The sequence below is a fragment of the Paenibacillus sp. Y301 genome (assembly GCF_059445505.1).
This window is the reverse complement of record NZ_JCAIUL010000010.1, coordinates 145308-160369: the sequence shown is the minus strand read 5'-3', so window position 1 is coordinate 160369 and position 15062 is coordinate 145308. Positions and strand designations below refer to the sequence as shown.

The 15062-nt window shown below is 39.6% G+C and carries 11 protein-coding genes; 8 read left to right on the top strand and 3 right to left on the bottom strand.

Translation table 11 applies throughout. The features are described from left to right. The first annotated feature begins 72 nt into the window (after positions 1 to 72). Positions 73 to 846 carry an SDR family NAD(P)-dependent oxidoreductase gene (locus AC1D69_RS17885; RefSeq protein ID WP_495457504.1) on the top strand — a complete coding sequence of 258 codons (774 nt, stop codon included), beginning with the start codon at positions 73 to 75 and terminating at the stop codon, positions 844 to 846. A gap of 83 nt (positions 847 to 929) precedes the next feature. Next, on the top strand, positions 930 to 1820 hold the full coding sequence (locus AC1D69_RS17880) for an aldo/keto reductase (protein WP_495457503.1): 891 nt from the start codon (positions 930 to 932) through the stop codon (positions 1818 to 1820). Positions 1821 to 2097: 277 nt separating this feature from the next. Here the strand turns inward: AC1D69_RS17880 and AC1D69_RS17875 are convergent, their stop codons facing one another. Then, positions 2098 to 2517 carry a hypothetical protein gene (locus AC1D69_RS17875; RefSeq protein WP_495457502.1) on the bottom strand — a complete coding sequence of 140 codons (420 nt, stop codon included), beginning with the start codon at positions 2515 to 2517 and terminating at the stop codon, positions 2098 to 2100. A gap of 119 nt (positions 2518 to 2636) precedes the next feature. On the opposite strand from AC1D69_RS17875, the gene AC1D69_RS17870 reads away from it, so the two are divergent. Then, entirely contained in the window at positions 2637 to 4190 is a 1554-nt protein-coding gene (locus AC1D69_RS17870; protein ID WP_495457501.1) for an amidohydrolase, read from the top strand. 412 nt (positions 4191 to 4602) lie between these two features. On the opposite strand, the gene AC1D69_RS17865 is transcribed toward AC1D69_RS17870, so the two are convergent. Continuing rightward, positions 4603 to 9342 carry a S8 family serine peptidase gene (locus AC1D69_RS17865; protein WP_495457500.1) on the bottom strand — a complete coding sequence of 1580 codons (4740 nt, stop codon included), beginning with the start codon at positions 9340 to 9342 and terminating at the stop codon, positions 4603 to 4605. Between the two features lie 482 nt (positions 9343 to 9824). Between AC1D69_RS17865 and AC1D69_RS17860 the strand changes: the two genes are divergently transcribed. From AC1D69_RS17860 to AC1D69_RS17850, 3 genes are all read left to right on the top strand, one after another. Beyond that, positions 9825 to 10322 (top strand): DinB family protein, encoded by a 498-nt coding sequence (locus AC1D69_RS17860; protein ID WP_495457499.1) that lies wholly within the window; start codon positions 9825 to 9827, stop codon positions 10320 to 10322. Between the two features lie 47 nt (positions 10323 to 10369). Beyond that, positions 10370 to 10831: a DUF6985 domain-containing protein gene (locus AC1D69_RS17855; RefSeq protein WP_495457498.1), complete on the top strand. Its 462-nt coding sequence runs from the start codon at positions 10370 to 10372 to the stop codon at positions 10829 to 10831. Between the two features lie 66 nt (positions 10832 to 10897). Continuing rightward, complete coding sequence (locus AC1D69_RS17850) at positions 10898 to 12097, top strand: DNA glycosylase AlkZ-like family protein (RefSeq protein ID WP_495457497.1); 1200 nt, start codon at positions 10898 to 10900, stop codon at positions 12095 to 12097. Between the two features lie 59 nt (positions 12098 to 12156). On the opposite strand, the gene AC1D69_RS17845 is transcribed toward AC1D69_RS17850, so the two are convergent. After that, a complete protein-coding gene (locus AC1D69_RS17845) occupies positions 12157 to 12933 on the bottom strand; it encodes a 3'-5' exonuclease (protein WP_495457496.1) in 777 nt (258 codons plus the stop codon). A 236-nt stretch (positions 12934 to 13169) separates the two neighbouring features. Between AC1D69_RS17845 and AC1D69_RS17840 the strand changes: the two genes are divergently transcribed. Together AC1D69_RS17840 and rbsK are read left to right on the top strand one after the other, a co-directional pair. Continuing rightward, positions 13170 to 14177, top strand: a complete 1008-nt coding sequence (locus AC1D69_RS17840; RefSeq protein ID WP_495457495.1) for a LacI family DNA-binding transcriptional regulator — start codon at positions 13170 to 13172, stop codon at positions 14175 to 14177. A 5-nt stretch (positions 14178 to 14182) separates the two neighbouring features. Beyond that, entirely contained in the window at positions 14183 to 15061 is an 879-nt protein-coding gene (gene rbsK, locus AC1D69_RS17835; protein WP_495457523.1) for a ribokinase, read from the top strand. Position 15062 lies beyond the last annotated feature (1 nt).

The window sequence follows — 15062 nt, the reverse complement described above, 5'->3', positions numbered from 1 at the left end:
TTAATATAGTTACCTATTAATTTTATGATCAGAAAAGTATGAAAGTCAAATCTAGGGTAAGGAGACGATAAGATGTATTTACCTTCTTTTTCATTGCAAGGACAGACAGCTATAGTTACAGGGGCGGGAAGAGGGATTGGACGAGCTATTGCCATTGGGTTAGCGGAAGCGGGGTGTCATGTGGCTTTGATCGCAAGAACAGCATCGGATTTAGAAGAGACTGCTGCAATCATAAAGGATCTTACGAGCGTTAGAACCATGATCATACCGACAGATATTACGGTAAGATTAGAGCTAGAGGAAGCATTTGAACAGGTCATTCAGAAGATGGGACGTCTAGATATACTTGTCAACAATGCTGGCATGAACATTCGAACCCCAGCGTTTGAGGTGACAGATGAACAGTGGGATACTATTATGCAGACCAATTTGAAATCAGCTTTTATGGCCTCGCAAATCGCAGGGAAATATATGAAGGATCATGGTGGAGGAAAGATTATTAATATTTCTTCTGTTGGAGGTCATACTGCACTCCGTACTGGTGTAGTATATGGTGCGACGAAGGCGGCATTAATACATATGACCAAAGTTCTAGCTTTGGAGTGGGGTAAGTATGGCATTCTAGTCAATAGTGTAGGTCCATGGTATTTCCGAACGCCACTAACGGAGAAATTATTAAATGATGAACAGTATCTACAAGATATTGTGGATCGTACCCCACTTCAAAGAGTCGGACAATTGGAGGAAGTCGTAGGTCCCGTTGTTTTTCTAGCATCCAATGCTGCTAATTATATGACAGGTCAGACCTTGTTGGTTGATGGTGGAATGAGCATATATGGATTTTGATCGCATAACATACTAGGTAGCTTTCAATTGGATAGCCATGGGGTAATGAAAATAGTGACGATCCATAATAAGGGGGTAACTTGATGGAGCAGCGATTATTTGGACAAACAGGAATGAAAGTAAGTGCTCTGGGTTTCGGTGGAGCAGAGATTGGGCAGGAACAAGACCTCAATAAAGTAGAAAAGCTGTTAAATAGCGCTTTGGATGCAGGCCTGAACATGATTGATACCGCTGAATGTTACGGACAGAGTGAAGAGTTAATTGGAAAAGCATTGGCTTCACGTCGTGATGACTTCTATTTGTTTACGAAATGTGGACATGCAGCAGGGTTAGATTATCCAGATTGGGACCCAGTACTCCTTGAGAAAAGCATAGATCGCAGCTTAAAAAGATTAAATACGGAATATGTAGATGTCATTCACTTACATAGTTGTTCCGAGGAAGTGTTACGTCAAGGGGCTGTTATTGAAGTGCTTCAGCGTGCGAAGGAACAAGGAAAGACACGTTTTATCGGGTATAGCGGAGATACAACAGATGCATTATATGCTGTAAAAACAGAAGCCTTCGATAGCCTGATGATATCTGTGAACATCGCAGACCAAGAGGCTATTGATATGACGTTACCTGAGGCGCAGAGGCTGAATATGGGGGTTATTGCAAAAAGACCCGTGGCTAACATAGCATGGCGCTATGATACATTACCTCAAACAGCCTATCCTTATGTTTATTGGGAACGATTACTTGAATTAAGTTATGATTTCTTAGAAAATGTTGAAGAGGACGTCGATATTGCACTTCGTTTCGCCTTAAGCACACCAGGTGTACATACAGCGATTGTAGGGACTAATAATCCAGATCGTTGGCAACAAAACGCAGAACTTCTTGAAAATGGGCCTCTACCTAAATCCATATACGATGAAATTCGAGCACGTTGGAGAGAGGTCGCACGGGAAGATTGGGTTGGGGAAATATAACAAGCTGATCTAGTTATGATTAAAATATGCTGCAAAAAGGGTTGACCTTAAAGGTTCCTAAGGTCAACCCTTTTTTTACACACCTATAGATAAAAATACAATATATGAAAAATTCACAATAACAAATCAAATTTATATTTTTAGTTACATTCAGACTAACCATTTTCGTTCGTACGTATCTATTCACAACAATTCAGGAATAAAGGAATCCTAGATGAACATGTCGTGCTAGTCAATAAAAAAAGTAGCCTTCAACTCGACTACTTGTGGGCGAAAGCTATTGAATTCGTTTGATTGCCTTTTCTATTTGTTTACCATATGTGGTTTCACTCAGATCAGGGGTTTGAGTTGCCGAATTAACGTTGCTGTAATAAAGTATGAGGAAGTTCTTTGCATCATATATGATGGGCGCATGGGAACTGAGTAACTGCTGAGTCTTCTGAAACTGTTGCTGACCCGATTCCCGTTGATCTGTCGAATCGAATTCATAAATTTTGATGACTTCTCCGTTCTCGAGTTGGTAACCAATTGGGACAATGTCATTAATTTCAGGTTCATTCGATGTCTTCATTTCAGTCAATTGAATCGATTCAGACTTCATGGAGTCAACAATAGATACATTTGCTTCTTGATTTGAACATGCGCTTAGAACGAACAAACTAATACCTAATACGATAGTTGCTATTCTTCTCATCAAATCACCGCTCTTCCTACTGAATCTATTTTAACATATGTTCTTGAACTGGATGATAATTGACACGAGTAGGCAATAATTCTATATTGAATCCATACGAGATACATAGAAGGAGATACATCATGGGCAAGTGCTGGTGGAATGGAACAATATATACAATGGAATCCGAAGGACATACGGTAGAAGCTGTTTATACAGAGCATGGCACAATCATTGCTACAGGGACTATAGAAGATTTAACAAATAGATTTCAAGGACAAATGGATAAAGTGATAGATCTTGATGGGGCTACCCTGTTTCCTGGTTTTGTAGATAGTCATATGCACCTGATTGGACATGGAGAGTCTTTTCTAAAGTTAGATCTGTCTCAGATGAATAGTAGAGAAGAAGTCCTCCAAGCTGTTGCGGCTCGCGTTGAAGTAGCACCCGTAGATTCTTGGATTATTGCAGAGGGATGGAATGAGAATCGTTGGGAGGATACCAGTCCAATCACAAAAGAATTGTTGGATCTAGTAGCACCACATCATCCTATTATATTGAGACGAATTTGCCGACATGTATTAGTTGTAAATACTCGGGCAATGGAAGATACGGGAATCGAGTGTACTCCGCAAGATGGTATTTTTAAAGATTCTGAACAAGACAAGATACTTCATGCTATTCCTGCGGTAACGGAATCCTATCTACAAGAAGCATTGAGATTGGGCATTCAGCATGCTTGGAGTCAAGGGCTGGTTGGGGGACATACAGAAGACTTAAGTTATTATGGAAGCTGCTACAATACAATCCATGCATTCAATCAGGTTATTCATGAGGAATCTATGAACTTCAGAGCGCATCTTCTAGTACATCATTTGGTTGTTGATGAGTGGAAGAATGAAGGACAAGCTATGGATATAGAATCGCCATTTCTCGAATTTGGAGCGATAAAGATCTTTGCAGATGGGGCATTAGGAGGGCGGACAGCGCTGTTAAGCCATACATATGCAGATGACCGGAGTACCAATGGAATCGCGATCCATAACGATGAAGAACTCAATCTTTTAGTTCAAAAGGCTAGATCCTATCGATTACCTATTGCAGTACATGCGATTGGTGATCTTGCTGCAGAGAAGGTCTTAGATGTTATTGAACGGCATCCTGCATGTGCTGGAACAAGAGATCGATTAATTCATGGACAAGTACTAAGTCAGGAATCACTTGAGCGAATACAGTTATTACCCATTGTGATCGATATTCAACCTACATTCGTCGCATCTGATTTCCCGTGGGTAATGGAACGTATTGGATATGATACTGATCTCAAATTATACGCGTGGAAAACGATGCTTGCCAACGGACTCCATTGTGCAGGGGGATCAGATGCTCCAATAGAACAAGTCTCACCCCTCCTTGGAATGTATACCGCTGTAACTCGGATGAGTTCAGAAGATCCAAGTCGAACTGTATATCACCCAGAAGAGCGTTTAAGTGTTTATGATGCCATATCTTTATATACAACAGGAAGTGCCTATGTGAGTGGGCATGAGCATGATCGAGGAATGATTAGAGAAGGGTATACTGCCGATTTCACCATATTGCCAATGGATCCCTTTCTTAACACACCTAATACGTGGCTGGAAAAGGGAATAGCGATGACTGTGGTCAATGGATCTATCGTATATCGTAGGAATTAAAGATAAAAATATCCAATAACAAATTAGCCCTCAGATGGTGGACTTTTAACCAAACCTGTGGGCTTATATTTGAGACTAAAGACAATATTTCAACATATGAAAAATTCACAATAGTAAGATCAATTTCAATTTACCTAGATACTTCATCTCGTATGCATCATATCTTCGTATCTAATTTGAAAAAGGAAAAATTAAATTCCATAATTTTACATATACAATCAAACGGATTCACCTCCAGTGGAGTAGCAACTTTATAGCATCATGAATCTAAACAAAATGAAAGAATAGTAAGGACCTTATAAGATGTCTCCAATGAGTAAAGTCTAGACGAATAACAATGGAAACAGGCACTGTAGTCTCACTTTCATGAGCTAACAGTGCCTGTTTTTGTTATTCAGTCGAAGCTTTTAAATTATAAATCGAGTAACACTCTGTACGAAATAACAGCAACTTCTGCGCGAGTAAGTTTACCCTCAGGATTAAAGTTCTGGTTAGGATCTCCTTTGAGGTACCCTTTACTTGTTACGAAGGCCACGGCATCAAGTGAATCGCTTGAAATACTTGAAGCATCTTTGAAAGTAAGGGCAGTTACTCCAACATCCTTTGAATCGCCACGGAGTGCATTAGCAAGGAGTATCGCGGCTTCTTCACGTGATATCGTATTACGTGCACCTTGTTCGGCAATACGATCAGCCCAAGTGGTTGATGATGATTGTAGTCGATCCAGAATCGTAAGGAATTCTGCTTTAGTGACTTGATCATTTGGTTTGAATGTATTTGTAGTATCTTTGCCTGTGATTAAGAACTGTGCAGCTAAAACTTCGATTTCATGTTTCGCCCAGTGAGTTACAACATCAATGAAGCTTTTAGATATTTCCGCTGTTGTAAATGATCCCAGCGTGGTTGTTGAGAATTGAATGGAAGTGGAAGTGCTGTTAAGGTTACCCGCTCCCATATGTGTCCATTGATTACTTGCAGATAAGGAATATACACCGACTTTGAGAAAATCAGTATAGTTCGTTTTATCCAGATTGAGAGTGATCTTGATCGGTGTTGTAAGTTTTGTCAAAGCTTCTTGAATTGTAAGAACAGGAGTTGTTAACTTAGCAGTTCCACCTTCAGGAGTTTTAATCGTTGATTTGCTAGTATCTGCTTTTACGAATGAAAGAGAAAGTGAGAATCCATCTTTTGAAGTGAAATTAGCAATGGATGAATAAGGAATAAGGATCTCAAATCCATTACCAATAATGACTAGGTCTTTCTTAGCTGTTTGTAGTTGTGTCAATGTAGCACTGTCAATGCTCAGATTAAATGGGTAATAGGTATCAACCGGAACGTCACTAATATCTAATGTGACTACCTTAGTATCAGCTTTCTTGAGTTGTTCAGAGATGATGGAAGAATCTACAGTAAATACTGCGGAGTGTTTGCCATCTTTATCTGATTCAACCACGGATCCATGTTTGAACTTCAGTGTCTTAGGTGTTGTTGATGAAGTAGTGCCGTTTGATGAAGATGGACTTGGGCTAGGGCTTGGTACTATTGGGTCTGGGCCTTTACCAGGATCGACAGGGTCCACAGGATCCACAGGATCTACAGGATCTACAGGATCTACAGGATCTACAGGATCTACAGGATCTACAGGATCTACAGGATCTACAGGATCCACAGGATCCACAGGGTCTACAGGGTCTACAGGATCCACAGGATCTACAGGAGCATTTATTTTAATGACAACTGGTGAAAATCCATAAGCCGGAATGAATTCCTGCTTATTATTCAGTAGTAGTACATTTGAAATATTAATTGGATACGAACCGGGTTCTGATCCATCGAATGTAAGTTGTAGTAGAGAACCTTGCATGTTTGCATTCGGTAGAGACACTTCATAATGTAATTGTTTCTTATCTGTACCAACATCTGTGATATCGAGTTGGTCAATGTCTGAACCAGCATAGACAGCATTGGTAACCGTAGATTTTACCTGTTGTAAGGTTAGCTTAGAATCATAAGTTAAGTCGAAAGAAGCAGAGTATACATCTTCTGTAACGGAGTAATTTACGTTTACGTCAAAAGATTCCCCAGTAGCTACTTCCGCTTTAGATGTAGACAAGTTCACTTGACTACTATCGGGTTGGAAATCATAGTGAATAGTTTTTGCTGGGATTTGTAATCCATTTCCAATGGAATCATATACGAATAAGTAATACGTGTTATTTCCCTGTTGTAACGGCACATCTAGTTGGAAATAACCTTCCTCATCCACGGTACCATTCGCTTGTTTAAATCCGTCTGCTGTTTCATAAATAGCGGATACCGATACTAATTCAGAGAGTAATGTTGTTGCACTAATTAATTCAAAAGATAAATCATAGAACAACTCTCCTGAAATTGTACCTTTTCCAGGTTTAGCTGGATCAAGAATTAGTTGCTCACTATCTAGTTCGAATTCCGGAGCAGACATGTCGACAAGGAATCCTGTCGCAGAATCAGTTATAAGATCCCCTGTATCCCACACGACGGGTACCATAATGTAAAAGCCGTCTGTTAAAGTGATTTCACTATTGTCTTCGATGATAACCTTTCCGTCCCACGTGAATTTGTGGTAATCAATATTGTGTGTTGGTTGTACGGATAAAGAATCATATGTGTAACCAATTGGGTCACCAGTTTCTCCATTGAATACAAAGAACGATAAGTCTTTCAATGGACGATTAACAGCGAAGGATACATCCATTGTATCTACGACATTATCACCGTTAGGTGAAAAGACGACATTGGAGAAATCAATATCAGTAATGGCATCAAGATCATAGCTTTCTCCCACAAAAACAGCGAATGGTACTCTTAACTGATGTCCATTACCATCCTGAGTAAGAACAACTTGACCATCATACTCACCATCAGGAATGCCTGTGGGAATATCTAGATTAAGGCTGAACGAACTGGAAGGTGTTCCTTCACGCAGGAATATGGCAGGCATACTTGGTGCTACATTAACTCCCGCGTTGTTGTACCATTCCACTTGAATATCGTATTTCTGAGTGGAATTGCTAATGTTATCGATGGTGATAAGTTTGGATGACTTACTTGGAGCACTTTGCAGACCAAACGACGCACTACTTGTATAGTATATAGCTTTAGGATCTCCTTGAAGCTGGCTTGGGAGGGGTTCTTTTACTTTCGCGATTGCCTTAGCCTCAGAACTTTTAACTAAGTCAACACGTCCAGCCCCTTGTTGATTCACAGGGTATGGAGCGCCTTTACGATCTTTAATTGGAACGGAGTTATTGGCTAGAAGTGATTTCATCTGATCTGGATTTAAGTCTAGACCCTCTTGTTCAGTCTTCTCTATCATTAAAGCTACTGCACCTGCTATATGTGGCGCTGCCATACTTGTTCCATTTAAATCTTCATATGCTTTGGTGTAGTCGCCTGTAAATGATGGAATAGAAGAGCGAATTCCAACTCCAGGTGCAGTTAGATCTGGTTTAATAGAATAATAAGGTAAAGAAGGGCCTCTCGAACTGAAATCAGCTAAGAGATCTTGTTCTTCAATTAATGAGAAGTTTACAAGGGATTGACCATTGGCGATTTCCTTCACTAATGCGAGACCATTTGATTGTGTAATGGTGTAGGTTGGGACATAAACTCCTGGTTCACCCAAAGTGGCGGCAATTTCTCCAGCTGTATTATTATAAATAATGAGAGCTTTTGCCCCAGCTTTCGTAGCATGAATAGCCTTTTCTCCAAAAGAGATGCCTCCGCGAGATACGAGAACGGTTTTACCCGTAACATCTAAATGGGTATAATCCGCTGCTTGACCAAAATTAGCATATACAAGATCAAGATCTTGGCCTACTGGCGTTAATTCAGGTGCGTATGTTGCAATTTGTGCATAGATTCTACCTACCTGGGGAGAGGTGAAGATGGGTGTATGCACAGGTGGGGAAGAGGCACCTACAGAAATTGGTAATTGAGCAGATGCAGGGCTTCCTACCGTTTCTGCGTTAGGGCCATCGTTACCATTCGCTAGCACGACTGTTACACCAGCAAGGGATGCATTGTCCACTGCTTTAGAGTCTGCGCTGTATTGATTATTGAGAGAATTTCCGAGCGATAGATTGATAACGTCCATACCATCACTTACGGATTTTTCAATAGCAGCAATTACATCTTCAGAAGAGCCACTGCCATAAGGTCCAAGTACGCGATATACATACAGATCAGCATCGGGAGCAACCCCTCTAACCCAACCCTTACCAGCATCAGGATGTTCAGGATCTCCTTGCCCGACTATGGTACCTGAGACGTGCGTTCCGTGCGATGTATCATACGAGTTACCATTCTTTAAGGGTTTCGTTGCATCGGGTAAAGTTTCCATTGGATCGGAATCATCGTCTACAAAGTCATAACCGCCTTTATAGGCGTCTTTTAAACTTGGATGATGGTAGTCGATACCGGTATCAATGACACCAACCTTAACACCCTTACCGCTAAAACCCGATTCCCATAATTTGTCTGCTCCGATGAACGGGGCACTCACATCCATGGAAGGTGTGAATCCTTCGGATTCAACGATGTCTAGAGCCTGATATTCAACGTTAGGATATACGGATTTAACACCTGGAAGTTCAAGTAACTGATCAATTTGATCCCCAGGAAGTGTAATGGAATATCCATTAAATACTTTGGTGTATTCGCGATTAAATTGAGCACCAGCTTTACTTTTCGCGGCGGATTTGAATATTGTGTGCTCCTGGCGGAGAATATTAGCATGACTATTTATGCTAGATTTGACCGAGAAAGGGGAGATCGATTCAAAAACCTTCGTAGGCTCCGTTTGTAATTCAACAATGACGGTTATAGGTTCAGAGCTATCTGTAGATTCAACATAGCTCTCAGGAGTAACTGAATTCGTAACTTCGTGAAGTCCGAGAGAATCAAGATTTTGGAACTTTGGAAGTTTCGCCTTATCCAAGAAGTCAATATTACCAGGAGGTTGAAGTGTGGATTGAACGGGTAAAGAGACCTTTGATGAGTCTTCCACGTCAGCAGCAAACGTCACATTGGGGAATCCAATTCCTAATATGAGTACTGTACATAGTAAAAAAATAAAATAACGATGCATTACATTTCCTTTTTTCCTCAAAATAAAGCCTCCTTTATTATCATAGTGTTGAGCTAGTTAGACATGATGTAGCATGAGAAACATTCATCCTCCTTCATTTAAAAATAATTGAACAATAGCTAAATACATTACTTATTTTACATTTTTTACATAGTCTTGAGATGAGACATAGAGACTAGCTGTTCAACTACATAGAGTTGTGAATGCTGTCAGATTACTGTGTCGTATTACAGAGCATTTAGGTTATAGGCATATTAGTGACTCGAATACTATCGTTTCTTTAGGGAACGGCAAGTCGTTAATCTCATTGTTTAGGTATATTTACATATATATTGAAACTCATGTAGTTTTCGAAATATATCAACATATGAGGAATGAAGAGGATTAATATACTCGATGTATCCGCTTTAATTGTTTGTTCCAACATATAAGTCGAAATTGTATAATAATATGATATGAATGCTAGAGAATTAACAATAGGACAAAGTATGGAGTGTACTTAGATGCAGACGCTGTTCCGATATAACTGGATGATTCGTGAAGATTGGTATCAATGGTGTGAGGATGTCCCATTGGAGGAATTACTTCGTAAAAGAACCGGTGGTGTAGGTGGAATCTTACATACTCTATTTCACATTATCGATGTGGAGTGGAGCTGGATTCGTGTACTTCAAGGGAAGTCAGATTTACAGGAGAATTTTGAGGAATATCAGAGTGTTGAGAAAATTCGTATGCTCCAAGCTACATTTCGTCAGGAAGTGGAGGAGTTCGTCAATGCTTGGGATGAGAGTAAGGAGAATAGAATACTTTACGATCCACAACCCGATGGAAGCATGGCAACCGATACTTGGGGTGAAGTCGTTCGTCATATGATTGCGCATGAAATTCATCATATGGGTCAATTATCTATTTGGGCAAGAGAAGTAGGGAAGAAACCTGTTTCAGCTAATGTAATAGGTAGAGGGCTTGTGCAGATACCAATGGATAGTCTAGAAGATTAATAAAGTGAATTAGATCATAATCTATCTCACTACTAAGGAGTGTTATCATGCTACTAAGAAATGTAAAGAATCACGACTCTGGATTAGAGGGTGAGGTCTATTTTAAACTATTTAATAAACACATAAAATTCTATGTTAATGAGGCTGACCTTAATTATGTTGAAAAATGTGCTCATTATCTGAACTCTCTTAGTGATGCTGTCATAGACAAATTATGCGAAGCTTCTATTAAGTATTGTAATGATTTTCTAGAGATGATAGGTGAAGAACCAAAAGAAGTAGCCAATATTCGAGATATTCTTGAATTCGTACATCCAAGTAGTTTGAGTATTCCTGATCCTGAGCAGGGAGATATGCCAGTCATCGATATGGAGTTAAATTGCGAGTGGGAAGAAGAACATGGCATGGAGTGGATTGTTAGAGATGACAAGGTACTCTATGTAGGAGCGTACAATGGAGAGGATCCATGGGGCGATTTCACAGAAAAAGATGAATGGAATTACGCTTAAGTGTAGGTATTAAATATTACAGAAGTAACTACGTCCACTACTTTATTAGAAAGAGAAGGGATCGAGATGAGAATAACGAAAGCACAGGCAAGAAAATTTCTTATTCGATATCACCACCTAGATGACGATAAGCTGATAGGAAAAGATGGGATACTTGAATATATGCAGCAAGTGCGGTGTATTCAGTTTGATCCGTTGAATGTAGTAGGGTTTAACCAGGATCTTGTTCTGCAATCTCGAATGAGGGATTATAGACCTGAATTATTGAAAGAGTTGTTATATCGTGATTTTCGGCTAGTGGATCAATGGGATAAGAATATGTCTATATGTATTACAGAAGATTGGCCATATTTCTCGAGGTTTAGACTTGGTTATTCAAAATGGTGTGAACAGCATCCAGAAATAATACAAATGATTCTAGACAAGATTAGAAATGATGGCGTGGTTTCCTCTGCAAGTTTTAATTTAGAAGAGAAAGTAAGTTGGCATTATGGAGATACTAGACTAGCAAGAGCTGCACTTGAGGGATTGTACTATTCAGGAAAATTAGTGATACATCATAAGATACATACGAGAAAATACTACGATCTGGCTGAACGGCACATCGACCCTGATATGATTCACATAGAAGATCCAAATGTAACGGATGAAATGTTTCTAGATTGGTTTGTATTACGAAGAATGGCTTGTGTAGGATTGTTATGGAATCGCCCAAGTGATGCCTGGCTTGGAATAGCTCCTTCTATTGGAAAGGGCCTACGAAGCAAAGAACGAAATGAAGCATTTAGTCGATTGCTTGCAGATCATAGAATTACAGAGTTAACGATCGATGGGTTGCAACATCCTGTTTATATGGAGACAAAGTCTTTATATCTTTTGGAAGAGATTATATATGAACAGAGTAAACCGGATACGGCTAGAATTCTAGCTCCTCTGGATAATATGTTATGGGATCGAAAACTAATTAAAGAATTGTTTGATTTCGATTATCGTTGGGAAGTCTACAAACCTCTTGCAGAGCGCCAATATGGCTATTATGTATTGCCGGTACTTTATGGGGATATGCTTGTTGCTAGATTTGAACCTAAAAAAACAGATTCTCCAACAGCCCCCATTATACAAAACTGGTGGTGGGAGAGTCACATCCATCCGAGTTCAGACATGTTATCTGCAATCGAGCAGACGCTGAAACAATTTTCATGTTATTTGAATGGGGAAGGTACAGCTGAGACCGACCTGCATTTTGATCCATCTTGGATGAAATGATCGCATTCATAGACAAAACCACTATGGACAATGATCCATAGTGGTTTTTAATACAATAACTATTTTGCAGATCCAGTTATTGGTCGTTGTACCTTCGTAAGCTCTACGTTGAAATATTCATGTAGCTCTGTTAATTTTCTTGGATCTTCAAGAGAGGTCTTATTCAAAAGATAACGTTCAAAGAGATTCTCCCATGTGAGTGGGATCTTTTGCAAGGTCATCGAACGAATGGCATTCTTCACCATTCTCCGTTCTTTGGCATTCGAGTAAACATCTTTAAACTGTTGCGTGTGTTCGAAATCTAACTTATCGAATATAGCTCGGAATACTTCCGATGTCATCTTGGCATCATCTAATGCTCGATGTGCAGATCCTGTAGGAGCAATATTAAGATCTAGGAGAGCACCTTCGACACTAACATCATTCGTAACATTCTTATATCGAACAAAACCCTTTAACAAATCGAAATAATTAGCTGCCATCCAATAAGCATCATCAAGATTGTGCATGCGTGTATCATATATAATTCTTTTTAAATCCTCGCCACCCCAAGTTAGAAGTAGGAAAGATTCACTATGATTTAACCACTCTATAAAGTCAGTAATCACTTTTCGAAATCCAGATGCTTGATCAATATCCTCTTGGGGAATCCCTGTTTTCTTTTTAATAAAAGAATTAAGCTTAGAGAAATATACTGGTTTAATTAATGCTGAGAATTCATCCATTTCATGTAACTGTGAATTCAATCGGACAGCACCGATCTCAATCACTTCCATGGGTAGGTCACTTGCAAATTTGCGACCGTTGAATTCAATATCTAAAATTACATAATCCACGATGGTGCCCCCGTTCTTTAACTTGTTCTATTTTATCAGGGACAATAGTTAGTGTCTATGGTTAATTCAGTTATAATCATGATGTGGATATCCATAATTAGGCGCCATAGAAACAATTCTCTAAGATGGAAAGAACAAATGATCTTTATTTTAAATAAATAGTTGTAAAAAGTATTGGAGTATGATATTTTAGAAATGTAATCAATGTAACCGGTTACACCTGGAGATGATAAGTGATGACAATGACTATAAAAGATGTCGCAAGAATAGCTGGAGTTTCAGTGGCTACGGTTTCACGGGTATTAAATGAATCAGGCTATGTCAATACGGATACACGCAAAAAGGTAGAAGCGGCAATCCAAGAGATCAATTACACACCTAATGAAGTAGCACGATCCTTATACAAAAGAAAATCAAAATTAATAGGGTTGCTGCTATCAGACATTACGAATCCATTCTTTCCACAGTTAGCACGGGGTGTGGAGGATCGGATGCAAGAGCAAGGTTATCGCTTAATATTTGGAAATAGTGATGAGAACGAAGTGAAGGAATTAGATTACATTCGAACTTTTGTCCAGAATAATATCATCGGTGTAATTTCAGCAACCAACTTCCCAGATAGCGATACGTATCAATCCCTGAAAATTCCGATCGTCTTTCTAGATCGTACTTCTAATGAAAGTCCTTCTGTATACGCAGATGGCAGAAAAGGCGGTCGCCTTGCTGCACAAGAAATGATTGCTCGTGGAAGTGAAATAATCACCATAGTACAAGGACCAGCACATATCAAACCAGCACAAGATCGTTTTCTAGGTGCCGTCGAAGTGTTTAATGAGAGAGGTATAACATTTAATGTTATCCAGACTTCATCTTTCTCATACACAGAAGCTGAACAATGGGCTAAGGAATTATTTGATAAATATATAGATACGGATGGTGTCATTGCCAGTAACGATATCGTGGCAACAGCAGTAATTCACGAAGCACATCGTCTTGGCAAGAGAATACCTCAAGATTTACAGGTCATCGGATTTGATGATATTCCGCTAAGCAGTCTGTTATCACCTTCATTATCTACCATCCGCCAACCGGCGTATGAGATGGGTCGAGAAGCAGCTGGTTTACTTATTAAGTTAATTGAACAAGATAATGTAGAGGATAAGATTATTCAATTACCTGTTAGTTTCGTTGAACGAGAAACGACTAGAAGAATAAATGAAATCAAACAACAAGAAAGAGGTTGATCATGATGGCTAAGATTACGGTAATAGGAAGTTGTTCCATGGATTTGGTGGTAACCTCACCTAAGCGTCCTCACGCGGGTGAGACTGTATTAGGGGATCGTTTCACCACGGTTCCAGGAGGAAAGGGGGCGAATCAAGCTGTGGCAGCCGCACGACTAGGTGCTGATGTTACGATGATCGGTTGTATAGGGGATGATTATCATGGAAAAGCTATTATGGATAATCTCAAATTAAATGACATTCAGACCACATATATGGAACCGGTTACAGATGTTGAAAGTGGTACGGCACATATCATATTAGCTGAAGGTGATAACAGTATCATCGTTGTCAAAGGAGCCAATGATTACGTAACTCCTTCTTATGTCGAACAAGCTCTTGAGACCATTCGAAGTTCAGATATGGTTCTAATCCAACAAGAGATTCCAGAAGAAACGGTATCTTATGTAAGTGACATTTGCCATCAATTCAATGTTCCAATGTTACTCAATCCGGCTCCTGCACGTCCCATTAGTGAAAGTATTATTGAACATGCTACATACTTAACACCGAATGAGCATGAATGTGCTATCTTGTTCGCTGGAGTGAGCACGAAAGACGCGTTACGGAAATATCCCAATAAGTTATTCATTACAGAAGGTAGTAATGGCGTACGTTACTACGATGGAGAACAAGAGGTTCTTGTTCCTTCCTATAAAGTGAATGCTATAGATACCACCGGGGCAGGGGATACTTTTAATGCTGCATTTGCGGTTGCACTGGCTGAAGGTAAGTCCTTAAAGGATAGTGTGAAGTTCGCCAATCGGGCTGCTTCGTTATCGGTTACTAAATTCGGGGCTCAAGGTGGGATGCCAACAAGAACAGAAGTTGAAGGGAGTCTTTAAT